Raw genomic sequence first — 22,110 nt, forward strand, 5'->3', positions numbered from 1 at the left:
CTAGACCGCTCTAGACCTATATAGCTGTCAGGGACGCTTTGCATAACCCTCGCCAAGCGGGATGGATGCGGATCGGGATGAGACGCTAGGCGTCTTTTGCAGTCAATAGCCGTAGCTATTGACAAGAAAGACAACGCAGCGGATCGCCCGAGACCGCGTTCAGACCACGGCAGGGAGTTTTGCAGAGGGTCCCTTCCGCTTTGCGATAGCAGCTTTTTTATTTAGAAGTTTCCCATGCAAGCCCTTTGGATGGTGGCCGCTGCGTTCATGTTTGCACTCATGGGCGTGTGCATCAAGTTCGCCTCTGTGTATTTCAACGCGGCCGAGATCGTGTTCTACCGGGGGCTCATCAGCATGGCACTGATCTGGTGGCTCACCCGGCGCCAGAATATCTCCCTGACCACCCGCTACCCCCGGATGCATGCCTGGCGCAGCTGCATCGGCGTCACGTCGATGGGCATGTGGTTCTATGCGATCGGCAAGCTCCCGCTGGCCACCGCGATGACCCTGAACTATATGAGCAGCCTCTGGGTAGCGGCCTTTGTCGTGGGCAGCGCCCTGCTCACCTGGCGCCCCAAGGGCGAGGGCGACCAGCCCGCGCTGAATATTCCACTGGTGCTGACGGTGATCAGTGGCTTTTGCGGCGTCATCCTGATGCTGCGCCCCAATATCGAGGCCGACCAGATGTTTGCCGGTCTGGTGGGGCTGATGTCCGGGCTGATTTCGGCCTTTGCCTATATGCAGGTGGTGGCCTTGTCGCGCATGGGCGAGCCCGAGCAGCGCGTGGTGTTCTACTTTGCCGTGGGTTCGGCCATCGCTGGTGGCCTGGCCACCTTGTTTGTCGGCACCTCCAGCTTCCCCGGCTGGCCCGCGCTGTGGCTGATCCCCGTCGGCATCCTGGCCGCCGGTGCGCAACTGGCGATGACGCGCGCCTACGGATCGGCCACGACGCGCCGCGCCACCCTGGTCGTCGCCAACCTGCAGTATTCAGGCATCGTGTTTGCGGGCCTGTTCAGCATCGTCGTCTTTGGCGACCAGATTCCGGCCATCGGCTGGATGGGCATGGCCTTGATCGTCGGCAGCGGCATCGTCGCGACGGTACTGCGCAAGCGCTGATCCGGGTCGGCAACCTGGGCTGCAGTGGCGCCGCCCGCGTTGGCTGCAGCGGGTGCGGCGCTGCCACATAATGTTTGCAAGATTCTTCCTGGAGCTCTGCCATGGCCACCACACCCCTTACCGCTGCCTACACCACCCTGATCACGGTCACCCAGCTGCAGGCGCTGCAGCAGTCCAGCCCGCAGCAGGTGATGGTGTTTGACTGCAGCTTTGACCTGACCAAGCCAACCGCTGGCGCCGAGCAGTTTGCCCAGGCCCATATTGCGGGCGCCGTCTACGCCAATCTCGACAAGGACCTGAGCGCCCCGCATGGCGCCCTGAGCCACGGCCAAAGCATTGCGGCCACCGACCTGGGCCCGCCAGCCTCCGGCGGCCGCCATCCGCTGCCCAGCCGGGAGCGCTTTGCGGTGTGGCTGTCGCAGGTCGGCTTTCGCAACGACATGCAGGCGGTCGTCTACGACCGCAATGGCGTGAACTATGCTGGCCGCCTGTGGTGGATGCTCAAATGGGCCGGCCACGATGCCGTGGCCGTGCTCGACGGCGGCCTGCAGGCCTGGCAGGCGGCGGGTGGTGCGGTGGAGGCGGGCGAGCCTGCCAGCCATTTTCAAAGCAATTTTGAACTGCGCCCGGCGCTGCGCACGCTCAAGACTGCCAGCGAGGTGCAGCAGGCGCTGGGCGCACAGCAGACTGTGATCGATGCGCGTGCGCCGGCGCGTTACCGCGGGGAAGTCGAACCGCTGGACCCGGTGGCCGGCCACATTCCTGGCGCGCTCAACCGCCCGTTCACAACGAACATCGGACCTGACGGCCGCTTCAAACCTGCTGCCGAGCTGCGTGCCGAGTTCGAGGCACTGCTGGCCGGGCACGATCCGCAGACGGTGGTGCACCAGTGCGGCAGCGGGGTCAGCGCATTGCCCAATTTGATGGCGATGGAGATTGCCGGCTACGCGCCGACGGCGCTGTTCGCCGGCAGCTGGAGCGAATGGTGCAGCGACCCATCGCGCCCCGTCGAGCGAGGCTGATGAATCGCTGCTGATTCCCAGCCTTGACCACCCTCCAGCCGGCGGTCAGGCGCGGTCGGTGCAGCCGCCTTACTGGCTGCCCCAGACGTAGTAGGCCACGCCCTCGAACCTGAACTGTGGATAGGTCCGCTCCACAAAATCACGCTCTGCGCTATTGGTGGTGTAGAAGTGCGCACCGGTGAGGGTATTGTTGAAACGGTACATGGGCACCGAGCCCTCTCCCGCTGCCTGGCGCGCATACCAGGCCTCCCCTTCTGCATTGAACTGCGGATAGTTCGCGATCACAAACGCCCGCTCGTCGGCGTTGATGGTATAGAAGTGCGAGCCCGAGAGGGTGTTGTAGAAGCGATAGACCGCCTGTGGCGCTGCAGCCGTCTGCGTGGACGCATAGAAGCCGATATTTTCATACTGGAAGCTCGGGGCACCTTGGATCAAGGCGTCACGCTCCTGCGCGTTGGCAGTGAAGAAGTGCGTGCCATTTTGCGTGTTGTAGAAGCGGTAAACCGGAATGCGGCCCGATGCGGGAGGGGTGGTCGCGCCACCACCGGCATCCACCAGCCATTTACGCAAGGCGGGCATCACGCTGTTCAGACTGGGGTAGAAGCTGTAGGCACCGGCACCATTGGCGCGGCAGCTCGCTTCCGATGCGCCGGTCAACACACCGGTCACGGCGCCGTTGTTGAACAGCGGCGAGCCGCTGCTGCCCTGCTGGGTCAGGCCCATGGACCAGGGCACATAGTAGTAGTTGCCGGAATTGGGTGCAGAGGTGCAGAACACACTCTGGCCATCAAGGTGGCAGTCATAGCGCGAGGACATGACCCCCATGCTGATTTTCTGCAAGCCGCCATCGGGGTGGTGCACACCGACCACAGGCGTGTTGTTCGGCACGATGCTGCTGTCCCAGCCCAGGAACACGGCGCCAGCCGGCGGCGTGTCATGGAGTTTGAGCAAGGTGACATCCGGGTTGGCGCTGCTGTAGAGCAGCTGGGCCCCATTGCGCAGGTTCACGCTGCTCGGGGAGAGGCTGTTGCTGGAGCAGCGGGTGGAGGTATAGAACCAGTCGGTCTCCAGCGCCGATGCCAGGGTCTGGGTCGACATGCAGTGCGCCGCCGTCAGGAAATACGGCGTCCTCGAGCTCTGGGCGTCATTGAGCAGGCTGCCGGTGCACAGCCCATAGTAGTAGCTGCCATCGGCCATGCGTTCGGTCACATAGGCCATGCGGGCCACGCCTTTGCGCTCCAGCTGCAGCTGGGGATAGCAGTTGACATCCAGATGGCAATCCACCGGATTGCCCAGCGGCAGGGACTTGGCGTCCTCTTGCACTGCATCCACCTCATCCGTGCCCTGCGGCAGCGACAGGTTCTCGTAGATATGCATGACCTGCGGCAGCGACACCTTGAGCTGCGCTGGCGAGGTGCCTGGAGGCAACTCGATCTCCAGGGTCACCTGCTCGCCCGAGCTGCTGGGTGTCCACCAGGTGCGGCCCGCTTCGCTGCGGTCACCCGCATCCAGGTTGGCCTGCAGGATTTGCATGACGCGCTGGCCTGCGATCTCGAAAACTGCCGAAGGCTGGTGGTCGGTATAGAGGCGCAGCATCGCGCTGCCAGGCAACTGCTCCACCACCAGGCCCAGGCGCATGCCCTGGGCACCGCCAGAGCGCACGCTCAAGGCCGCCACGGCGCCGCCGTTGGCCGATGTGCGCCATTGCAGCAGCTGCGCCGTCTGCGTGGCCGACTGGGCTTGCGGCACGGTGCGCGAGGCACCCATGATCCGCACAGGTAACTCAGGGGTGGATTTCAGGCCTGCCCACTCACCCAGGTCAATCGCGACGGGCTGGATGGCCAGACCGGCCTCCATGCTCTTGGTACGCACAAACTCCTGCGGCACACCCGCTGGCTGCTCCAGCGCCGGCACCTTGAAGACCTGATCGGTCTGGCCCGGCGAACCCGCCGCAGCAGCCAATCCCGCCATCGCGCCCCAGCTGACCAGACTGGCCGCCCCCATTTTTGCCATCCACCCCATGCCGGTACCCCTTCAGTGCTATCGATACAAAACCAAGCATTCTAAGATTTATTTTAGAAATCGCTAATGAAGTTTGCGAGTCAATAGCTGCGGCCAACGTATCCATGGACACCAAGCATCAATGCCCTGCCGACTTCGAGAACAGGTTGATCACCAGCACCCCGGTAATGATCAAGCCCATGCCCGCCATCGCTCCGGCATCGAGCTTTTGCCCATGCAAGGCCCAGGCGATCAGCGAGATCGCCACAATCCCCACGCCCGACCAGATCGCATAGGCAATGCCGGTGGGCACCGTCTTCAAGGTCTGCGCCAGCAGGTAGAACGACAGCACATAGCCAATGCCGCAAATCAGGCTGGGCACCAGGCGGGTAAAGCCCTCGGAGGACTTCATCGCGGTGGTGGCCATCACTTCCAGCGCAATGGCCCCACCCAGGTAGACATAGGCATTCATCACGATTCCTTTTTCGTTTCTCTTTCTGGTGGGCAGCTGCGCTGCAAAGGCAGACAAGCCAGCCGCCCCGTCAAAATAACAAAGGCCCCGGCGTGCCGCCAGGGCCTCGTCACGCTGGGGCAGACGCTTGCCAATGGCAAGGTGCCCCGCCCGGATCACCTCAACCGGTATTGCGCAGCGCAGCGGCAATGCCGTTGATGGAGATATGGATACCGGTCTTCACCCGCTCATTGTCCTCGCCATTGCGCCAGCGGCGGATCAGCTCGACCTGCAGGTGGTGCAGAGGATCGATGTAGGGAAAGCGGTGGCGGATCGAGCGCTCGAGCGCCGGGTTGTTGGCCAGGCGGTTGGCCTCCCCGGTGATCAGCGCCAGCGCTTCGGCGGTGCTCTTCCATTCGGCCTCGATGGCCTGGAACACGCGCTTGCGCAAACGCGTATCTGCCACCAGTTCGCTGTAGCGCAACGCCAGCGCCATGTCGCTCTTGGCCAGCACCATGTCCATATTGGACAGCAGGGTGCGGAAGAAGGGCCACTGCCGGTACATCTTCTGCAGCAAGGCCCATTGCAGCTTGGCGGTCTTGCCCTCCTGGCTGACAAAGGCCTGCACGGCCGAGCCAAAGCCATACCAGCCCGGCAAGGTCAGGCGGCACTGGCCCCAGCTGAAGCCCCAGGGAATGGCGCGCAAATCCTCGATGCGCTGGCTGGCCTTGCGCGATGCAGGGCGCGAGCCGATATTGAGCTCGGCAATCTCGCGGATCGGCGTGGAGCTGAAGAAATAACTCTCGAAGCCCTTGGTGCCGTACACCAGATCGCGGTAGGCAGCCATGCTGGCGGCCGACAGATCAGCGGCCGCATCCAGAAATGCCTGGCTGGCAGGCTTGGTGGGCTGCAGCAACGTGGCCTCCAACGTGGCGGCCACGAGCGTCTCCAGATTGCGCCGGCCGATCTCGGGGTTGGCGTACTTGGAGGCAATCACCTCGCCCTGCTCGGTCAGGCGGATCTGGCCGCGCACGGTGCCTGGCGGCTGGGCCAGGATCGCCTGGTAGCTGGGGCCGCCGCCACGCCCGACGGTACCGCCCCGGCCATGGAACAGGCGCAGCTGCACCGGGTTGGGCTGGCTCAGCTCGTCAAACAGCGCCACCAGCGCCAGCTCGGCCTGGTACAGCTCCCAGTTGCTGGTGAAGATGCCGCCATCCTTGTTGCTGTCGCTGTAGCCCAGCATGATGTCCTGCTCGGCACCACTGCGCTGGATCAGCGCGGCGATATGGGGCAGCGCATAGTACTCGCGCATGATGGTGGCCGCATGGCGCAGGTCGTCGATGGTCTCGAACAGCGGACTCACGATCAAGGTCGCGCGCGACTGGCCATCGTTGATGCGCCCACTCAGCAAGCCCACCTCTTTTTGCAGCAGCAGCACCTCAAGCAGGTCGCTGACCGACTCGGTGTGGCTGATGATGTAGTGCCGGATGGCGTCCTGGCCATAGAGCTGCACCGACAGGCGTGCACGCTCGAAGATCGCCATTTCGCTGAGGCAGCGCTCGCTGTAGCTGGCACCCACCACGCGCAGCGGGCGGGCATCGCTGAGCAACTGCAGCAGCAGCTCGCGCTTGGCTGTCTCGTTCAGTTGGCTGTAATCGGCCTGCAGCCCGGCCGTAGCCAGCAGCTCGCTGATCACGGCCTCGTGCTGGTCCGAGCTTTGCCGCAGATCGACCGTCGCCAGGTGGAAGCCGAACACCTGCACCGCACGGATCAGCGGTGACAGCCGCTGCTCGGCCAGTGCGCGGCCATGGTTGTCGCGCAGCGAGTCTTCGATGACGCGCAGATCGGCCAGGAACTCCTCGCTCGCCAGATAGGGGTTTTGCGGCGCCACCGCATGGCGTGCGGCCTCTCCGCCGCTGAGGTTCTTCAAGGTCGCGGCCAGGCGCGCATAGACGCCGATCAGCGCGCGGCGGTAGGGCTCGTCCTCGCGGTGCTGGCTGGTATCGGGGGAGCGTGACGCCAGCGCCTGCAACGCGGCGGTGGTGCCAGCCAGGCGCTGGGACATCGACAGCTCACCGCCCAGGTAGTGCACCTCGGTCAGGTAGTGGCGCAGCACCAGGTCGGACTGGCGGCGCAGCGCCTCCTGCAGGCTCTTGGCGGTGACATTCGGGTTGCCATCGCGGTCGCCACCAATCCACTGGCCCATGCGCAAGAAGGTGGCCAGGTCGCGCTCGCCCAGCTCGCGCTCCAGCGCGGCGTAGAGCTTGGGGATCTCGGTCAGGAACGTGGCCTGGTAGTAGCTCAGCGCGTTGTCGATCTCGTCCTCGACCGTCAGCTTGGAGTAGCGCAGCAGCCGCGTCTGCCACAGCTGGGTGACCTGCGCGCTCAGTTGCAGCTCGTTGTCGGCCAGCTGGCGCGGCGTCAACGTATCCTTGCTGCTGTTGAAGAGCTGGGCGCGCTGGGCAATATCATCGCGCTCCACCAGCAACGCGGCAATCGCACGCTCGGCATCCAGAATGCTCTTGCGCTGCACCTCGGTCGGGTGGGCGGTGAGTACAGGCGAGATCAGGCTGTGCGCCAGTGTCTGTGATACCGCCTTGACGGGAATGCCCGCCCAGCGCAGACGCGCCAACGCCACCTCGATGCTGCCTTCTTGCGTGTTACCGGCGCGCTCATGGATCTCGCGCCGGCGGATGTGGTGGCGGTCTTCGGCCAGGTTGGCCAGGTGCGAGAAATAGGTGAACGCGCGGATCACGCTGACCGTCTGGTCGCCTGACAGGCCTTTGAGCAGCGATTTGAGCGATTTCTCCGCATCCTGGTCGTCATTGCGGCGGTAGGCCACCGACAGCTGGCGCACCTGCTCGATCAGATCGAAGGCGGCCTGGCCCTCCTGCTCACGGATGACATCGCCCAGAATCCGGCCCAAAAGCCGGATGTCGTCCATCAAGGGCTGGTCCTTGTCGGCGCGGCGGGTGATGGCCTGGGTGGCGGCAGTGCTGCCCGCCTTGGTTTTGCGCGCCGGGGGCTTGGCGACTGCAGGGGTGTCTTTTTTGCTGGCAGTGGTCATGGGCGAAGAAGCAAAGGGCTGAAAGATCCACGCCGCCCCAAAGTCGCACTGCGCCAAAGAGCGGCGCTGCACATGCTAGCATCAGCCGCCTGTTGTGAACCGCTTGTTGACCACGTATCGTGCCCGCCGCCTGTAAAGCGCAGACCGGCCAGGCGTGGCGCCCCATCCCATGAGCTCCTTGTCCCTGACCATCGCCACCCGCGAAAGCCAGCTTGCCCTGTGGCAGGCTGAACATGTGCAACATATCCTGCAACGCCTGGGCCACCAGGTCGGCCTGCTGGGGATGACCACCCTGGGCGACCAGATTCTGGACCGCACCCTGTCCAAGGTCGGCGGCAAGGGCCTGTTCGTCAAGGAGCTGGAGACGGCGCTGGAGACCGGCCGCGCCGATCTGGCCGTGCACTCGCTCAAGGATGTGCCGATGGAGCTGCCCCCGGGTTTTGCGCTGGCCGCCGTGCTCAAACGCGAAGACCCGCGTGATGCCTGGGTCTCCAACCACTACGCCAGCCTGCAGGATCTGCCCCAGGGTGCGGTCGTCGGCACCTCCAGCCTGCGCCGCCAGGTGCTGCTGCGCGCGCTGCGGCCTGACCTCGATGTCCAGCCGCTGCGCGGCAACGTCAACACCCGCTTGCGCAAGCTCGACGAAGGCCAGTACGACGGTATCGTGTTGGCGGCGGCCGGCCTCAAGCGCCTGGCGCTGGATGGACGCATCCGCCACGCTTTCGGCACCGACACCATGCTGCCGGCCGCCGGCCAGGGCGCGCTGGGCATTGAGGTGCGCAGCGACCGGCAGGATCTGCTGGACCTGTTTGCCGGTCTGGCCGACCAGGCCACCTGGCAGACGGTGACGGCCGAGCGCGCCGTCAGCCGCTGCATGGGCGGCAGCTGCTCCATGCCGTTGGCGGCACACGGCGAATGGAAAGGCGAACAGCTGTGGCTGCGCGCCGCCTGGGGGGATGAAATCAACCCGAATGCGCCGCTGGTGTCTGCCCAGGCCAGCGCCGCCGTGACCGACCTGGCCAACGCCGATGCACTGGGCCAGCATGTGGCGTCCCTGCTGCAGCAAGCAGGTGCGCAGGTGCGCCGCTGAGCGCTGGCCCCGATTGCCATGGGTCAGCCGCAGCGCCGCATCATCATCACCCGCCCGCAGCCTGAAGCGGAAGGTTGGGTGGCCCAGCTGCGCCAGCGCGGATGGGCGGCTGACGCGCTGCCGCTGATCGACATTGCTGCGGCCGACAGCCCGGCCCACAAGGCAGCCCGCATGGATGCGCGTCAGCACTGGGCACGCTATGGCGCGCTGATGCTGGTCAGCACCAATGCAGCCCGTTTTTTTCTGGATCCGGCGCTGGTGCAGGCGCTGGCCGGGCAGCCGCGCAGCGCCTCCGCTACCCGGCTGTGGTGCCCCGGGCCCGGTACGGCACGCGCAGCCCAGGCACTGGGCATTCCCAGCGCGCTGATCGACCAGCCAGCGACCGATGCGCCGCAGTTCGACTCTGAATCGCTATGGGCCGAGGTGGGGCCCCAAGCCACCGCGATGGCGGCATCGGGCCGGCGCGTGCTGGTGGTGCGGGGTGCCAGTGCGGGCACTGCCATCGACCAACTGGTCACCGGCTCGGGCCGCGAATGGCTTGCCCGCCAATTGCAGAAGGCCGGTATCGGCGTGGATTTTGTTGGCGTGTACCAGCGCCAGGCGCCCGCGTGGACAGCGGCACAGCTGGCACTGGCCACCCAGGCGTTGGCCGATGGCAGCATCTGGCTGTTCAGCAGTTCCGAGGCAGTGATGCATTTACGCAACAGATTCGGCGCTGCCGCTCTGGCACCTGCCCAGGCGCTCGCCACCCATGCACGCATCGCCCAAGCCACCCGCGCGGCAGGATTTGTCCACATTCAGCAGTGCAGGCCTTCGTTGGAAGACGTGGTGGCGTCGTTAGAATCTGCGCTATGACGCTGCCCGAGCACGCACTGAACCCCACGCCTTCCCCAACGACCCCCGCCCCCAGCCCGGTCAGCCCTGCTGGTACCCGCCTGCCGCAAGCCTGGGTCTGGACGTCCGTGGCCCTGGGCGTTGCTGCAGCGATAGCGATCATCAGTGCGGCCATGCTCTGGCAACGGCTCAACAATATCCAGCAGCAGCTGGCACTGCAAAGCGCCGACTCACGCTCCCAGGCGGTGGAAGCCCGCACCCTGGCCCGCCAGGCTGATGACGTCTCACGCGATACCGCCTCACGCATGTCGGTGATGGAAGCGCGTGTCGGCGAAGTGGCGCTGCAGCGCGGCCAGCTGGAAGAGCTGGTGCAAAGCCTCTCGCGCAACCGCGATGACACGATGGTCGGCGACATCGAAAGTGCCGTGCGCTTTGCGATGCAGCAAAGCCAATTGAGCGGCAGCCCCGACCCGCTCGTCAGCGCGCTGAAGATCGCCCAGCAACGCGTGAGCGTCTCCGCACAACCAAGGCTGGCCCCGTTGCAGCGCGCCATTGCGCGGGACCTGGACCGCATCGCCACCAGCAAATCGCTCGACACCGCCGGTCTGCTTGCCCGCATGGATGATGTGCTGCGCCAGATCGATGATTTGCCGCTGCAAAACGATGTGCTGGATAAGAACGCGCGCCGTTCCGCACCTGCCCGGGGCCGGACGGGCCAGCCAGCGCCCGCCGCAGCCGCGACGGCCTCTGCCAGCGCCAATGCGACCGCGGACGATCCCGCCGCGCCTAGCTGGTGGCTTTCTGCGCTGTCCACCGCATGGGGCGTGGTGCATGAGGAAGCCCGCAGCCTGGTGCGCGTGCGCCGCATCGACTACCCCGATGCCGTGCTGCTCTCGCCTACCCAGGCATTCTTTGTCCGCGAAAACCTCAAACTTCGCATCATGAATGCCCGCATGGCCTTGCTGGGCCGCCAGATGAATGCGTCGCGCAATGACCTGGCCGCTGCCGCCGATGCAGTGCACAAGTATTTCGATGTCTCGTCACGACGTGGCCAGCAGGCGGCCCAGCAGATCAACCAGCTCCAGCAGGCGATGCAGGATGTGGAAGTGCCCCGCGCCAATGACACCCTCGCGGCGCTGGCCACCGCTGCCGCAGGACGTTAAGCGATGAGAGCCGCAATTTGGTTGATCGGTTTGTTTGCCGTTGCAGTGGCGGCGGCGCTGTTTGCCGGCAGCAACCAGGGCAGCGTCACCCTGCACTGGCCGCCCTACCGCATAGACTTCTCGCTGAACCTGGTCGTTGTGCTGCTGCTGCTGGCCTTTGTACTGGTCTATGGCGCGCTGCGCGGCGTCAGCGCGATGTTCGAGCTGCCGCGCCAGGCCAAGCGCTGGCGCATCCAGCAAAAGGAGCGGGCGATGCATGGCGCCGCGCTCGATGCCGTCACCCAGTTGCAGGCGGGCCGCTTTGTGCGGGCCCGCAAGGCCGCACTGTCGGCGCTGGCCCAGGAGCAAGCCTTGCAGGACAGCGGCGCCGCGATCCCCCATGGCCTGCAGCTGCGTGTGCTGGGCCATGTGCTGGCTGCCGAAAGCTCACACGCGTTGCAAGACCAGGCCCAGCGCGACCAGCACTGGGAGATGGCGATGCAGGAAGCCACCGCCCCCCGCGCCAGCCACCTGCCTGAGCTGGCCGAAGGCACCCAGCTGCGCGCCGCCCAGTGGGCGCTGGATGACCACAACGCCCACAGCGCGATCGAACAACTGGCGCGCCTGCCGCAGGGTGCAGCGCGCCGCACCCTGGCGTTGCGCCTCAAGCTCAAGGCCGCGCGCCAGCTGCGCCAAGCCTTGACCGCGCTGGACACCGCCCGGCTGCTGGCCAAGCACCGCGCTTTTTCTGCGGCTGCAGCGCAAAGCATCATCAAGGGCCTGGCTACCGAGCTGATCAACGACGCCCATGACCCCGAGCAGCTGATGCAGGCCTGGCGCAGCCTGGACACCGCCGAGCGCAATCTGCCTGAAGTTGGCATCCATGCGGCGCGGCGCCTGCAGCAACTGGGTGGCGACCCGCAGCAGATGCGCGAATGGCTGCTGCCGGCCTGGGAGCGTTACACCAACAGCAACAACGGCCTGCCCAGCCTGCAGGCCGAGCGTCTGGTGCGGGTGCTCGAAGACAGCATGGGTGCGCTCGATGCCAGTTGGCTGGCCCGCATCGAAGCGGCCCAGCAGCGCCGCCCGCACGATGCGTATCTGCAATACCTGGCCGGATGCGCCTGCCTGCAGCGCCAGCTCTGGGGCAAGGCGCAGCAATGGCTGCAGCAGGCAGCGCCTTCGCTGCAGGAGGAGTCGCTGCGCCGCCGCGCCTGGCAGCATCTGGCCCGGCAGGCCGAATACCGCGGCGATGCGGCGGCCGCCGCCCAGGCCTGGAAGCAGGCGGCACTAGCGGGCGAGCAAAGCTGAGGCACCGATCCTGCCGGGGCCGGTTTGCGCCGGCCGATGTACAAGGCGATACAAACTACCCGGTCTTAACTGTTGTAAGTACCGCGTTGAGAACTGCCTGTTTTTGCCTGCTCAGCATATGCTTATGAGGATTGGTTCTGGAACCATCCAGGACAAGGTCGATCAATTCAATTAATTTGAACTTCGCCATCAATCGGGCTGAACTTCTGCCGGTTGATCCGCTCCTACACTCGCTTCAAACAATTCCGCTGCATCCTTCGCTGCAGCGTTTTTTATGGCTACCACGACCAATAACACCCGCTATACCGGCACCGCGATTGCACTGCACTGGATTTTGGCCCTGGCCCTGATTGGCATCTTCGCCTTTGGCCTGTACATGACCAGCCTGCCCTTCTCCCCCACGCGCCTCAAATACTTCAATTGGCACAAATGGGCCGGCATGACGATCCTGATCCTGTCAGCCGTGCGCATTCTGTGGCGCTTTACCCACCGCCCACCAGCTCTGCCCGAAGCGACCGCCCGCGCGATGCCCGCCTGGCAACATGTCGCCCACCACGGCGTTCACCACCTGATGTATGCGCTGTTCTTTGCCGTACCGCTGGTCGGCTGGATCTACAGCTCTGCAGCCGGCTTTCCGATCGTGCTGTTTGGGGTGATGCCGCTGCCGGACCTGGTGAGCAAGAGCCCGGAACTCGCCGAGACACTCAAGCCCTGGCATGCTTACCTGGCCTACACGTTGGCGGCGCTGGTGGTCATGCATGTGGCTGCGCTGCTCAAGCACCAGCTGATCGACCGAGACGGCCTGCTCTCCCGCATGCTGCCCGGCCGCGCTTCTTGATTCGTACCGTTTTTTTACTGGAGTCTGATCCGATGTCCAAGCTCTCCCCAACCGCCCTGTTCGCTGCCGCGCTGACTGCGGCTGCCTTTGCCGCCCCGGTGATGGCCCAGCAAGCGCTGGTGCCTGCGCAAAGCGCCGTGAATTTCGAAGCCAAGCAAATGGGTGTGCCGATTAAAGGCCACTTCCAGAAGTTTGATGCCAAGATCGCGTTCGACACCGCCAAGCCCGAAGCCAGCAAGATCCATTTCTCGGTCGATACCGGCAGCGCCACGATGGGCGTCAAGGAAACCGATGCCGAGCTGCCCAAGGCAGAATGGTTCAATGTCGCCAAGTTCCCGCAAGCGACCTTTGACTCCACTGCCGTCAAGGCACTGGGCGGCGGCAAGTACCAGGTCGATGGCAACCTGACGATCAAGGGCAACGTCCAGAAGGTCAGCCTGCCCGTTACGCTGACCCAGTCGGGCACGACCACGACGGCCGCCGGCACCTTGCCGCTGAAGCGCCTGACCTATGCCATCGGTGATGGCGACTGGAAGGACACCTCGATGGTGGCCGATGAAGTGCAGGTGCAGTTCAAGCTCGCGCTGACCGGTGTTGGCAAGCTCTAAGCTTTTTTGTGTTTCCCTGTTCCTTTACCCCTTTAGGAGAAATCTGATGCGCACATCCCTGTTGGCCCTGGCCGCTGCTTCCCTGTTTGCCGGTGCTGTGCACGCGGCTCCAGCCACCTACGCGATCGACCCTACGCACACTTTTGCGACCTTCGAAATCGACCACAACGGCGCCACCACCAACCGTGCACGCTTCGACAAAAAAGAAGGCACCCTGACCTTGGACCGCGAAGGCAAGACCGGCTCCGTCGATATCAGCATCGACATCGCCTCGGTCAACTCCGGCACGCCCGGCTTTGACAAGCACCTGCAAAGCAAGGACATCTTCAACGTGGCCGAGCATCCCAAGGCGCGTTTCCAGTCCACCAAGTTCGTGTTTGACGGCGACAAGCTGGCATCGGTGGAAGGCAACCTGACCCTGCTGGGCAAGACCCAGCCCATCACCTTCAAGGCGAGCAAGTTCAACTGCTACCCCAACAAGATGCTGCAAGACCGCGAAGTCTGCGGTGGCGATTTCGACACCACGTTTGACCGCACCGCCTTCGGTCTGGACTACGGTGTGAACTGGGGCGCTGCGAAGAATGTGCGCCTGGTGGTACAGATCGAAGCGGTGAAGCAGTAAGCACGACGCGCGCGCACCCCTGTGCGCCACCGCATAGACTGCCAGCAGCCGATGGACGGCGGCTGGCAGTTTTTTTATGGGCGCGCCAGAGGCGCGGGCGGCGGAGATCGGTGCGACAAGCCCTCGCAGGCCAGTCATCGCTGCAGCCGGGCTAAAATCAGCTTATTCATTCCAAGCTATTCAACGGCATCCCGATCTGTGGTGCCGTTTTCCATTGATCACACCATGAGCGACACCAACAGCCAACCGATTTCCCAACCAGGTCTCGATAGCCTGTCCAAGTCTTTTGAGCCTTCGGCCATCGAGGCCCAGTGGGGCCCGGAATGGGAAAAGCGCGGCTACGGCAACGCCGGCTATCGCGGCACCGGTGCGCCCAATGCAGAATCGGTGGCCGCACACCGGAACTTCTCGATCCAGCTGCCGCCCCCCAATGTGACCGGCACCTTGCACATGGGCCATGCGTTCAACCAGACGATCATGGATTCGCTGACACGCTACCACCGCATGAAGGGCTACAACACGGCCTGGATTCCGGGCACCGACCACGCCGGTATCGCCACGCAGATCGTGGTGGAGCGCCAGCTGCAGGCCGCCGGCCAAAGCCGTTATGACCTGGGCCGCGAGAACTTTGTCGCCAAGGTCTGGGAGTGGAAGGAACAGTCGGGCAACACCATCACCACGCAGATGCGCCGCATGGGCGATACCGTGGACTGGAGCCGCGAGTACTTCACGATGGACGACAAGCTCTCCAAGGTGGTGACCGATACCTTCGTCAAGCTCTACCAGCAAGGCCTGATCTACCGAGGCAAACGCCTGGTGAACTGGGACCCGGTGCTGCAATCTGCAGTGTCCGACCTCGAAGTGGAAAACCAGGAAAAAGACGGTTCGCTGTGGCACATCGCCTACCCGCTGACCAGCGGTGAAGGCCAGCTGGTGGTGGCCACCACCCGCCCCGAGACCATGCTGGGCGACGTGGCCGTGATGGTGCACCCCGAAGACACGCGCTACCAGCACCTGATCGGCCAGACGGTGACCCTGCCGCTGGTGGGCCGCGAGATCCCGATCATTGCCGACGACTATGTGGACCGCGAGTTCGGCACCGGCGTGGTCAAGGTCACACCTGCGCATGACCAGAATGACTACCAGGTGGGCCAGCGCCACAAGCTGCCGATGATCGTGGTGCTGACCCTGGAGGCGAAGATCAACGACGAGGCGCCAGAAAAATACCGTGGCATGGACCGCTTTGTTGCGCGCAAGGCCATCGTAGCCGACCTGGAAGCCCAGGGCCTGCTGGTCGAGACCAAGAAGCACAAGCTGATGGTGCCCATCTGCGACCGTACCGGCCAGGTGATCGAGCCCATGCTGACGGACCAGTGGTTCATCGCGATGAGCAAGGTCAGCGACCAGGATCCCACAGGCAAGAGCATTGCACAAAAGGCCATCGATGCCGTGGCGTCGGGCCAGGTGCAGTTTGTGCCCGAGAACTGGGTCAACACCTACAACCAGTGGATGAACAACATCCAGGACTGGTGCATCTCGCGCCAGCTGTGGTGGGGCCACCAGATTCCCGCCTGGTACGACGAGGAAGGCAACATCTATGTCGCCAAGAGCGAAGCCGAAGCCCAGGCCCAGGCGCCGGGCAAGACGCTGCGCCGCGATGCGGACGTGCTCGACACCTGGTACTCCTCGGCCATGGTGCCGTTCAGCACGATGGGCTGGCCCGACCAGACGGACGCCGCCGATGACAACTACAACCTGTACCTGCCCTCGTCGGTGCTCGTGACCGGCTACGACATCATCTTCTTCTGGGTCGCCCGGATGATCATGATGACCACGCACTTCACCGGCCGCGTGCCGTTCACACATGTCTACATGCATGGCCTGGTGCGCGATGCGCAGGGCAAGAAGATGTCCAAGTCCGAGGGCAATGTGCTGGACCCTGTCGATCTGATTGACGGTATTGCACTGGAGCCACTGCTGGACAAGCGCACCGTGGGCCTGCGCAAGCCGGAGACCGCGCCGCAGGTGCGCAAGAACACGCAAAAGGAATTCCCCGAAGGCATTCCCGCCTATGGCGCCGATGCGCTGCGCTTTACCTTTGCCGCGCTGGCATCGCTGGGCCGCTCGATCAACTTTGACAGCAAGCGCTGCGAAGGCTACCGCAATTTCTGCAACAAGCTGTGGAACGCCTCGCGCTTTGTGCTGATGAACTGCGAAGGCCATGACTGCGGCCTGCTCGAGCACAGCAAGGACCAATGCGCCGCTGGCGACTACCTGCAGTTCAGCCAGCCGGACCGCTGGATCGTCTCGCAGCTGCAAAAGGCCGAGGCCGACGTGGCCAAGGGCTTTGCCGAGTTCCGCCTGGACAACGTGGCCAACACGATCTATGACTTCGTCTGGAACGAGTTCTGCGACTGGTACCTGGAAATCGCCAAGGTACAGATCCAGACTGGCAACGAAGCCCAGCAACGCGGCACGCGCCGTACCCTGATCCGCACCCTGGAAACCATTCTGCGCCTGGCCCACCCGATCATCCCGTTCGTGACCGAAGCACTGTGGCAAAAGGTCGCCCCGGTGGCCGGCCGCGAAGGCGCATCGATTGCGATTGCCGCCTATCCGCAAGCCCAGCCTGAAAAGATCGACAACGAGGCCATCGCCTATGTCGAACGCATCAAGCAGATGGTGGACGCCTGCCGTGCGCTGCGCGGTGAAATGGCTGTCTCGCCTGCCCAGCGTCTGCCTTTGCTGACGGTGGCCGGCACTGCCGATGGCGCTGCCTTCCTGCGCGCCAACGCCGATGTGCTCAAGAACCTGGCCAAGCTGAGCGAAGTCAAGGTGTTTGACGACGAGGCCACCTGGGCGGCAGAAGCCCAGCATGCACCGGTATCGGTGGTGGGCGATGCACGCCTGGCACTGTTTGTCGAAGTGGATGTGGAAGCCGAGAAGCTGCGCCTGAGCAAGGAGATCAAGCGCCTGGAAGGCGAGATCACCAAGGCCAACGCCAAGCTGTCCAACGAGGCTTTCTGCGCCAAGGCACCGGCTGCCGTGCTGGACCAGGAAAAAAAGCGCGTGGCAGACTTTGGCGCTTCGCTGGGCAAGCTGCAAGAGCAGCTCCAGCGCCTGGGCTGAAACGGCCGGGGCCGTGCAAAAATCAGCACATAATGCCCCTTGGCCCTGCACACAAAGGCGCAGCTTGCTGCGCCTTTGTCACATCCAAGTCCTGGAACCCAAGTATTTATGACTACACCGACCCGTGTCCGCAAAGCAGTTTTCCCAGTCGCTGGCCTGGGCACCCGTTTTTTGCCAGCCACCAAGGCATCTCCCAAGGAGATGCTGCCCGTGGTGGACAAGCCACTGATCCAGTACGCGGTGGAAGAGGCCTACGAGGCCGGTATACGGGACATGATCTTTGTCACCGGGCGTAGCAAGCGCGCGATCGAAGACCACTTCGACACCGCCTACGAGCTGGAAAACGAGTTGGAAAACGCCGGCAAGCAGGCCATGCTGGACCTGGTGCGCAGCGTCAGCCCCGATGACATGAACTGCCTGTTTGTGCGCCAGCCGCGTTCCCTGGGCCTGGGCCATGCGGTGCTGTGCGCCGAGCCGCTGGTAGGCAACGAGCCTTTTGCCGTGCTGCTGGCCGATGACCTGATGACCGGCGCGCCAGGCGGCCCGGGCGTGATGGCCCAGATGACGGCGGCGTTCTCCAAACAAGGCCGCTCGCTGCTGGCCGTGCAAGAGGTGCCGCTGGAACATACCAAGCGCTACGGCATCGTCAAGGGCGAGCCTGCCGGCGGCCCGCTGATGCGCATTGACGAGATCGTCGAAAAGCCCGCTCCGGAAAAAGCCCCGTCGCGCATGGGCGTGGCCGGGCGCTATGTGCTGACCCCCGGCATCTTCGACGAGATCCGCAACCAGCCCAAGGGAGTGGGTGGCGAGATCCAGTTGACCGACGCCATCGAGCGCCTGATGCACAGCGAGACGGTGTACGCCTATCGCTACAGCGGCAAACGCTATGACTGCGGGAGCAAGGAAGGTTTTCTGCAGGCAACGGTGGAGCTGGCGCTGCAGCACCCGGATGTGGGCGACGATTTCCGAGCCTTTCTGAAAGAGCTGCAGATCTGAGTCTGCGCGGAACCTCACGCACTAAAAAGGCCTGCTGATGCAGGCCTTTGTTTGGCAATAGGCGAGCGCCAGGCTAGCGGCGGCGCAGAATATGGATGAACTCCTCACCCACGGTCTGCTGCTCCACCAGCTCATTGCCGGTCTGCTTGGCAAAGGCTTGGAAATCCCGGATCGAGCCGGTATCGGTCGCCACCACCTTGAGCAGTTGCCCGCTCTGCATCGTGGCCAAGGCTTTCTTGGCCTTCAAAATCGGCAGCGGGCAGTTCAGCCCGCGCGTATCCACTTCCTGGTCAATATCCATCGTGCTCATTCGTTGTTGATCGCCAGACTCAGTCCAGGCGGGGTGCCACCACAAAGCGGGCATCCTCTTCCCAGTAGTTCACCGGCCATTTGGCAGGATCGGGATCCGGGTTGGGGTTGTTGGGGCGGAAGGCGCCAAAACGCACCGGCTCGCCCTTGCTCTTGACCCACTCAGCCATTGCATAGCCGGTGCCCGAAGGCCAGCACAGCACGTCCTGCGCGGTCTTCCACTGGTACTCCACGAGTTCGGGCGACAGGCGCACGTCCTCCGGCCGACCTGCCACGCGCACATGGTAGGCAATCAGCACCTGGTTCATGCGCAAAAACTCCCAGCAGCCAATCAGGCGCAGGGCCTTGGTCTGCAAACCGGTTTCCTCGAGCACCTCCCGCGCAATGCCGGCCTCGGGCGATTCACCCGCCTCCATAAAGCCGGTGATCAGGCCAAACATGCCCGGCTGCCACATGGCGTTGCGCGCCAGCAGCACCTGGCCCTGGTCATTCTCGACGACGGCAGCCAGTACCGGCGTGGGGTTGCCCCAGTGGGTCCAGCCGCAGGCGGGGCAGCGCAGCCGGCTGACCTCCCCGCTGTCCTCGGTCATCACTTTCCATTGCAGCGCCGTGGCGCAGTTCACGCAAAATTTCGTTTCGTATTGCATAAGGCTTTCGTGCCGGCACTCGCCGATCGGCGTGCGCGTTAGGCGGGAAATACGCCAGTGGACAGATAACGGTCCCCCCGGTCGCAGACGACGAACACAATGGTAGCGTTGCGTTCACGGCGCGCAATTTCCTGAGCGACATGGCAGGCGCCTGCGGCGGAAATGCCGGCAAAAATGCCTTCTTCGCAGGCGAGGCTGCGGGCCATGTCCTCGGCATCGTTCTGGGTCACGTACACCATCTCATCGACCGCGCTGGGGTCATAGATCTTGGGGAGGTACTCTTCAGGCCACTTGCGGATACCCGGGATGCGCGAGCCCTCGGTCGGCTGGGCACCGATGATGCGCACCGCCGGGTTCTTTTCCTTCAGGTAGCGGGACACACCGGTGATCGTGCCAGTCGTGCCCATCGCACTGACGAAATGGGTAATCTGGCCACCCGTCTGCTCCCAGATCTCGGGGCCGGTGGTCTCATAATGGGCGCGCGGGTTGTCCGGGTTGGCGAACTGGTCCAGCACAATGCCCTTGCCTTCGGCCACCATCTTGTCGGCCAGATCGCGCGCATATTCCATGCCGCCACTCTTGGGCGTCAGGATCAACTGCGCGCCATAGGCCTTCATCGTCTGTGCACGCTCGATGGACAGGTCCTCGGGCATGATCAGCACCATGCGGTAGCCCTTGATGGCGGCAGCCATCGCCAATGCAATACCGGTGTTGCCCGAGGTGGCCTCGATCAAGGTATCACCAGGCTTGATCTCGCCACGCTCCTGGGCGCGCTGGATCATCGACACCGCCGGCCGGTCCTTGACCGAACCGGCCGGGTTGTTGCCCTCGAGCTTGCCCAGCACCACATTGCCATTGGCCTCGTTGTAGTCAACACCAATGCGCTGCAGGGCCACCAGGGGGGTCTTGCCGATCGCATCTTCAATCGTTGGGTATTTATTGGAGCTCATTATTTGTGCCATAATTGCGAGCTGCGATACAGACACAGCCCGGGTGGTGAAATTGGTAGACGCAGGGGACTCAAAATCCCCCGCCGCAAGGCGTGCCGGTTCGATTCCGGCCCCGGGCACCACACTCAAAGCCGTTAAGTTTAAACAACTTAGCGGCTTTTTCTTTGTCTGTTGTGGAGTGCTGCATGGCTAGGCGTTCGCGGTTGAAACAGGTTGCGCTTGTATAAAAACTATAGCAGCCGACATTCTAACCAGAGGGCAAGCCCCTTGTTACGTTGGTGTTGGGGGGTGCGGTCAGCCGCAGCCTTGACACGGCACCAACGGAACCCGCTCTTCCCCTCCGAATCAGTGGGGTCATCGATCTTTGCGCCCCTTCAACGCAAAAAAAGCCTCCCCGGCAGCCGATGGCGCCAGAGAGGCTCTTTGCCTGAGGGATCAAGGGGCAGCGCAGGCTTTGTCGGTATCGTCGCCTCCCAGCCGGCGCTCTGTATTCACCTGACTGCACAGTGCAGCTACTTCCGCATCACGTCGCCTAAGATGGCCTCCGAGTTCTGCGACCACGCCGAGGCCTTGTGCAAGCTGTCGGTCGAGGGCTGCCGCTTTATCTGCAAGATCGCTGCGGGCAGCGGCGTCGGCCTGGGCTTGCGCACGATAAGTGGCGGCTCGGCTGTCGGTGTCGCGGTGCAGGCGCTCAGCGCGGGCAAGCTCAGCGCGCACATCCACATCAATGCCAGTCTTGAAGGCTGCCAGTTGGTCGGCGTTGTAAATCGTATCTTGGGCATGTTTGCTCTCCAGTTGGGCGGTATGGGCTTCGTCTTTGCGTGCAGCCTCGGCCCGCGCCGCCAGCGCTCGCATATGGTCTGCACGCAGCTCTGCAATGCGGGCGCTTGTCTGCCAGCCTTTGGCGATCCAGCCCGTCGAAAAGGCCAGCGCGGCCATGATGGCCGCCAGCAACAGCTTGATCTGCAAGGTCATAAGCCCTCCTCGCAGATCTCGCCGTTGGCATTGCCGCGGCTTTGCAGGCCAGGCAGCACTACCGACACCCCATGGACCGTGCCGCGGTTCCAGCGCAGGTTTTCTCGGCAGGCACCGGCCACATCACCGGCATTGGCCTTGCGCAGCAAGGTCGATCCCGCCAACGCGGCCTCGCCCTTGTTGTGGATGAAGTCGATAAACACCGCTTGCTGCAGCACCGTGTACCGGTCCCAAAAACGAAAAAGCCACTTTGCAGCGGCTTCTGATGCCAGGTAGCGGTTTTTTTCCAGTCCATAGCAGTCCACCGGTGAGTAATAGCGCCCGGCCACCACATCGGGCCCGGTGAGGCCATTGCAGACCGTCAGCGGCGCCCCCTTGCCCAGCCGGTCCACATAGGGCTTGCCGATATGGCGGTAACTGCTTTCGTAAAAACTGCCCATGACCAGAGCAATCTTGATGGCATCCGAGGTGCCCGTGTCGGCCGCAACGGCCTGGATATAGGGGTTTTGCGCAGCCATCGTGTGGGCGGCTACTTGGTCGCGCTCAGCCACCACATAGCCGCCACCACCGGCCAGCAGCACAGCCAAGGCCATCAAGCCGGTGCGCAGCGCATGGGGCACCCGGCTCATGGCTCCATCCTTGGTGTGTCACTCAGGTGCTGGAAGTCGTCGAGGGTCATGGTAACCAAGGGCTTGCGCGGCGCCAGCCACCCCCAGCGCTCGAAAGCGGGGCGCCAGAGCTTTTTCCAAAACCACTCGCAGATCAACAGCGAGGTGTAGAGCGCCGCCACGATCGACGCGATCGCGCCCCAGGGTATTGCATTGACCCAGTGCCAGGTCTGGGCACTGGTGTTGACAGTGGCGGCCTGAACCAGCTTGTCCGCCATGTCCGTTTGTGCTGCGGTGGCCAACGTGACCGCACTGGTCGCCTTGGCCATCGGCATGCTGATGTCTGTGCTTTGCATCAGGCCTCCTAGAAATAAAAAGACCCGCCGAAGCGGGT

General features: G+C 63.8%; 20 protein-coding genes and 1 tRNA gene. 12 read left to right on the forward strand and 9 right to left on the reverse strand.

All coding sequences use genetic code 11. The annotated features are described in order from the left end of the window. The first annotated feature begins 234 nt into the window (after positions 1-234). Together ACCQ08_RS01090 and ACCQ08_RS01095 are read left to right on the forward strand one after the other, a co-directional pair. A complete protein-coding gene (locus tag ACCQ08_RS01090) occupies positions 235-1,116 on the forward strand; it encodes a DMT family transporter (protein ID WP_239811361.1) in 882 nt (293 codons plus the stop codon). A gap of 101 nt (positions 1,117-1,217) precedes the next feature. Continuing rightward, positions 1,218-2,138, forward strand: coding sequence for a sulfurtransferase (locus tag ACCQ08_RS01095; protein ID WP_239811360.1), 921 nt, complete (start codon positions 1,218-1,220; stop codon positions 2,136-2,138). A gap of 69 nt (positions 2,139-2,207) precedes the next feature. Here ACCQ08_RS01095 and ACCQ08_RS01100 read toward each other — a convergent pair whose 3' ends face one another. From ACCQ08_RS01100 to ppc, 3 genes are all read right to left on the reverse strand, one after another. After that, positions 2,208-4,142: a trypsin-like peptidase domain-containing protein gene (locus tag ACCQ08_RS01100; protein WP_373448610.1), complete on the reverse strand. Its 1,935-nt coding sequence runs from the start codon at positions 4,140-4,142 to the stop codon at positions 2,208-2,210. 136 nt (positions 4,143-4,278) lie between these two features. Then, positions 4,279-4,611 (reverse strand): SMR family transporter, encoded by a 333-nt coding sequence (locus tag ACCQ08_RS01105; protein WP_373448611.1) that lies wholly within the window; start codon positions 4,609-4,611, stop codon positions 4,279-4,281. A 160-nt stretch (positions 4,612-4,771) separates the two neighbouring features. After that, positions 4,772-7,657, reverse strand: a complete 2,886-nt coding sequence (gene ppc / locus ACCQ08_RS01110; protein ID WP_373448612.1) for a phosphoenolpyruvate carboxylase — start codon at positions 7,655-7,657, stop codon at positions 4,772-4,774. A 169-nt stretch (positions 7,658-7,826) separates the two neighbouring features. Between ppc and hemC the strand changes: the two genes are divergently transcribed. From hemC to galU, 9 genes are all read left to right on the forward strand, one after another. After that, entirely contained in the window at positions 7,827-8,747 is a 921-nt protein-coding gene (hemC, locus tag ACCQ08_RS01115; protein ID WP_373448613.1) for a hydroxymethylbilane synthase, read from the forward strand. A gap of 18 nt (positions 8,748-8,765) precedes the next feature. Continuing rightward, entirely contained in the window at positions 8,766-9,602 is an 837-nt protein-coding gene (locus tag ACCQ08_RS01120; protein WP_373448614.1) for a uroporphyrinogen-III synthase, read from the forward strand. Then, positions 9,599-10,744: a uroporphyrinogen-III C-methyltransferase gene (locus ACCQ08_RS01125; RefSeq protein WP_373448615.1), complete on the forward strand. Its 1,146-nt coding sequence runs from the start codon at positions 9,599-9,601 to the stop codon at positions 10,742-10,744. The genes ACCQ08_RS01120 and ACCQ08_RS01125 overlap by 4 nt, the downstream gene beginning before the upstream one ends. Before the next feature lie 3 nt (positions 10,745-10,747). Further along, positions 10,748-12,034, forward strand: coding sequence for a heme biosynthesis HemY N-terminal domain-containing protein (locus ACCQ08_RS01130; RefSeq protein WP_373448616.1), 1,287 nt, complete (start codon positions 10,748-10,750; stop codon positions 12,032-12,034). Positions 12,035-12,308: 274 nt separating this feature from the next. Continuing rightward, positions 12,309-12,872: a cytochrome b gene (locus ACCQ08_RS01135; protein ID WP_239811354.1), complete on the forward strand. Its 564-nt coding sequence runs from the start codon at positions 12,309-12,311 to the stop codon at positions 12,870-12,872. Positions 12,873-12,904: 32 nt separating this feature from the next. Next, a complete protein-coding gene (locus ACCQ08_RS01140) occupies positions 12,905-13,480 on the forward strand; it encodes a YceI family protein (RefSeq protein WP_239811353.1) in 576 nt (191 codons plus the stop codon). A 46-nt stretch (positions 13,481-13,526) separates the two neighbouring features. Beyond that, positions 13,527-14,102, forward strand: a complete 576-nt coding sequence (locus tag ACCQ08_RS01145; protein WP_239811352.1) for a YceI family protein — start codon at positions 13,527-13,529, stop codon at positions 14,100-14,102. A 225-nt stretch (positions 14,103-14,327) separates the two neighbouring features. After that, the gene (locus ACCQ08_RS01150) at positions 14,328-17,231 is read left to right on the forward strand and encodes a valine--tRNA ligase (protein WP_312834730.1); all 2,904 of its coding nucleotides are present in this window, start codon (positions 14,328-14,330) and stop codon (positions 17,229-17,231) included. 108 nt (positions 17,232-17,339) lie between these two features. Beyond that, a complete protein-coding gene (galU, locus tag ACCQ08_RS01155; protein ID WP_230771474.1) occupies positions 17,340-18,227 on the forward strand; it encodes a UTP--glucose-1-phosphate uridylyltransferase GalU in 888 nt (295 codons plus the stop codon). A 73-nt stretch (positions 18,228-18,300) separates the two neighbouring features. Here galU and ACCQ08_RS01160 read toward each other — a convergent pair whose 3' ends face one another. Genes ACCQ08_RS01160 through cysM form a run of 3 tightly spaced genes read right to left on the reverse strand, consistent with a single transcriptional unit; the run spans position 18,301 to position 20,133 of the window. Then, positions 18,301-18,528: a sulfurtransferase TusA family protein gene (locus ACCQ08_RS01160; protein ID WP_027010629.1), complete on the reverse strand. Its 228-nt coding sequence runs from the start codon at positions 18,526-18,528 to the stop codon at positions 18,301-18,303. Positions 18,529-18,556: 28 nt separating this feature from the next. Beyond that, positions 18,557-19,183, reverse strand: coding sequence for an NUDIX domain-containing protein (locus ACCQ08_RS01165; protein WP_239811350.1), 627 nt, complete (start codon positions 19,181-19,183; stop codon positions 18,557-18,559). Between the two features lie 38 nt (positions 19,184-19,221). Beyond that, positions 19,222-20,133 (reverse strand): cysteine synthase CysM, encoded by a 912-nt coding sequence (cysM, locus tag ACCQ08_RS01170; protein ID WP_373448617.1) that lies wholly within the window; start codon positions 20,131-20,133, stop codon positions 19,222-19,224. A 37-nt stretch (positions 20,134-20,170) separates the two neighbouring features. On the opposite strand from cysM, the gene ACCQ08_RS01175 reads away from it, so the two are divergent. After that, positions 20,171-20,255: transfer RNA gene (locus ACCQ08_RS01175), tRNA-Leu, on the forward strand. A 313-nt stretch (positions 20,256-20,568) separates the two neighbouring features. On the opposite strand, the gene ACCQ08_RS01180 is transcribed toward ACCQ08_RS01175, so the two are convergent. From ACCQ08_RS01180 to ACCQ08_RS01190, 3 genes are read right to left on the reverse strand one after another with little or no spacing between them, the layout of a single operon-like run. Next, positions 20,569-21,108 (reverse strand): hypothetical protein, encoded by a 540-nt coding sequence (locus ACCQ08_RS01180; protein ID WP_373448618.1) that lies wholly within the window; start codon positions 21,106-21,108, stop codon positions 20,569-20,571. Next, positions 21,105-21,737, reverse strand: coding sequence for a glycoside hydrolase family protein (locus ACCQ08_RS01185; protein ID WP_373448619.1), 633 nt, complete (start codon positions 21,735-21,737; stop codon positions 21,105-21,107). The genes ACCQ08_RS01180 and ACCQ08_RS01185 overlap by 4 nt, the downstream gene beginning before the upstream one ends. Continuing rightward, entirely contained in the window at positions 21,734-22,072 is a 339-nt protein-coding gene (locus ACCQ08_RS01190) for a hypothetical protein (RefSeq protein WP_239811346.1), read from the reverse strand. The genes ACCQ08_RS01185 and ACCQ08_RS01190 overlap by 4 nt, the downstream gene beginning before the upstream one ends. Positions 22,073-22,110 lie beyond the last annotated feature (38 nt).

The sequence above is a fragment of the Comamonas sp. SY3 genome (genome assembly GCF_041730275.1).
GTDB classification, from domain to species: domain Bacteria; phylum Pseudomonadota; class Gammaproteobacteria; order Burkholderiales; family Burkholderiaceae_C; genus Comamonas; species Comamonas sediminis.

Excerpts from the sequence above, each read along its gene's own strand:
- ACCQ08_RS01125 (WP_373448615.1), top strand. The coding sequence starts at position 9,599 with ATGACGCTGCCCGAGCACGCACTGAACCCCACGCCTTCCCCAACGACC.
- ACCQ08_RS01180 (WP_373448618.1), bottom strand. The coding sequence starts at position 21,108 with ATGACCTTGCAGATCAAGCTGTTGCTGGCGGCCATCATGGCCGCGCTG.
- ACCQ08_RS01120 (WP_373448614.1), top strand. The coding sequence starts at position 8,766 with ATGGGTCAGCCGCAGCGCCGCATCATCATCACCCGCCCGCAGCCTGAA.
- ACCQ08_RS01135 (WP_239811354.1), top strand. The coding sequence starts at position 12,309 with ATGGCTACCACGACCAATAACACCCGCTATACCGGCACCGCGATTGCA.
- ACCQ08_RS01090 (WP_239811361.1), top strand. The coding sequence starts at position 235 with ATGCAAGCCCTTTGGATGGTGGCCGCTGCGTTCATGTTTGCACTCATG.
- ACCQ08_RS01150 (WP_312834730.1), top strand. The coding sequence starts at position 14,328 with ATGAGCGACACCAACAGCCAACCGATTTCCCAACCAGGTCTCGATAGC.
- ACCQ08_RS01160 (WP_027010629.1), bottom strand. The coding sequence starts at position 18,528 with ATGGATATTGACCAGGAAGTGGATACGCGCGGGCTGAACTGCCCGCTG.
- ACCQ08_RS01185 (WP_373448619.1), bottom strand. The coding sequence starts at position 21,737 with ATGAGCCGGGTGCCCCATGCGCTGCGCACCGGCTTGATGGCCTTGGCT.
- ACCQ08_RS01140 (WP_239811353.1), top strand. The coding sequence starts at position 12,905 with ATGTCCAAGCTCTCCCCAACCGCCCTGTTCGCTGCCGCGCTGACTGCG.
- hemC (WP_373448613.1), top strand. The coding sequence starts at position 7,827 with ATGAGCTCCTTGTCCCTGACCATCGCCACCCGCGAAAGCCAGCTTGCC.
- ACCQ08_RS01130 (WP_373448616.1), top strand. The coding sequence starts at position 10,748 with ATGAGAGCCGCAATTTGGTTGATCGGTTTGTTTGCCGTTGCAGTGGCG.
- ACCQ08_RS01100 (WP_373448610.1), bottom strand. The coding sequence starts at position 4,142 with ATGGGGGCGGCCAGTCTGGTCAGCTGGGGCGCGATGGCGGGATTGGCT.
- ACCQ08_RS01095 (WP_239811360.1), top strand. The coding sequence starts at position 1,218 with ATGGCCACCACACCCCTTACCGCTGCCTACACCACCCTGATCACGGTC.
- ACCQ08_RS01145 (WP_239811352.1), top strand. The coding sequence starts at position 13,527 with ATGCGCACATCCCTGTTGGCCCTGGCCGCTGCTTCCCTGTTTGCCGGT.
- ACCQ08_RS01105 (WP_373448611.1), bottom strand. The coding sequence starts at position 4,611 with ATGAATGCCTATGTCTACCTGGGTGGGGCCATTGCGCTGGAAGTGATG.
- ACCQ08_RS01165 (WP_239811350.1), bottom strand. The coding sequence starts at position 19,183 with ATGCAATACGAAACGAAATTTTGCGTGAACTGCGCCACGGCGCTGCAA.
- ppc (WP_373448612.1), bottom strand. The coding sequence starts at position 7,657 with ATGACCACTGCCAGCAAAAAAGACACCCCTGCAGTCGCCAAGCCCCCG.
- galU (WP_230771474.1), top strand. The coding sequence starts at position 17,340 with ATGACTACACCGACCCGTGTCCGCAAAGCAGTTTTCCCAGTCGCTGGC.
- ACCQ08_RS01190 (WP_239811346.1), bottom strand. The coding sequence starts at position 22,072 with ATGCAAAGCACAGACATCAGCATGCCGATGGCCAAGGCGACCAGTGCG.
- cysM (WP_373448617.1), bottom strand. The coding sequence starts at position 20,133 with ATGAGCTCCAATAAATACCCAACGATTGAAGATGCGATCGGCAAGACC.